Below are 1,111 nucleotides of genomic sequence, written 5' to 3' on the forward strand. Positions count from 1 at the left end.
CTCACTTCGGCTTTTTCGCTGCAAGCCACGACAGTGGCAGCGGCAACGACAGTTAAGAATATTTTAAACCAGCGCATGACTTAAATTCCGTTTTTTCTGGGATGTTTGATGGCAATAAGTTTACCGCAAGTATAGTTACAGTTATATTGAATTAAAATTAAAAAGACCATCAGTAAAACTTAATGAATTTATCTCACCTTCACATGATGATCACCGTTGCCCGGCTTGGCAGCCTGCAGAAAACAGCTGAACAGCTCGGCCGCACACAATCGGCTGTGAGCATGGCATTAAAGAAGCTGGAAGAGAACGCGGGTTTTGCCTTGTTTAACCGTGATGGTTATCGTCTGGAGCTTACCGAACAGGGCCACCATTTTTTACGTCAGGCAGAAGAAGTGGTGCGCCAGCAGCAGCGCCTACAGTCATTGGCTAACCAACTGAAACACGGTGCAGAACCTTTGCTGACACTGTGCTATGACCATACCTGTGACAGCAAACTCTGGATGCCCAGCATTCAACACATTCAGCAACAATACCCCGCTACCGAGCTCCACGTGGATGGAGAATCACAAATGCGTGCCCTTAAGCGCATTGATAACGGTACCGCCGATTTAGCCCTGTGCCCCTGGCTGCCTTTGTTTCGTCAGTACGGTGACTTTGAAACCTTACCGGTGGCGCCCTTTGAATTAACGGTGGTTATGTCAGCCGCGCTGATGAAGGAGTTTGGTCGTATGCCGCAAAGCCGCCAGGATTTATTAGAACTACCAATGCTGGTTCCGCAGAACCTGGAAATTGGCATTAACTTAGACTCGGTATTGCGGCTGCCCAGCCAGCAGCGCATAAGAGTGAATGAGGTTAACACCCAGTTTGAACTGCTGATGACCGGTTTTGGCTGGGGTATTATTCCAAAACACATTGCTCTGGGGGCCCTTGAGCACGGTAAGCTGGTTGAAATCAGTATCCCAGGATTCGTCCAGCAAGTGCGCCTGGAAATTCATTTGGTACGCTCCGCAAACAGAACTTTAGGCCCCGCCGCCAATGCCATATGGGAACGCTTCGCCTGACGATGGTGTCTGACCTTCACGTCAGGAGAGGCGGGGGATGGTAAGGGTGA

General features: G+C 49.7%; 1 protein-coding gene. It reads left to right on the top strand.

Features of this window, described 5'->3' with window-relative positions:
- The first annotated feature begins 182 nt into the window (after positions 1–182).
- Complete coding sequence (locus B3180_RS04550; RefSeq protein ID WP_286843292.1) at positions 183–1,061, top strand: LysR family transcriptional regulator; 879 nt, start codon at positions 183–185, stop codon at positions 1,059–1,061.
- The last annotated feature ends 50 nt before the right edge of the window (positions 1,062–1,111 follow it).

It is taken from the genome of Idiomarina sp. UBA4206 (genome assembly GCF_002383015.1).
In the GTDB taxonomy this organism is placed as follows: Bacteria; Pseudomonadota; Gammaproteobacteria; order Enterobacterales; family Alteromonadaceae; genus Idiomarina; species Idiomarina abyssalis.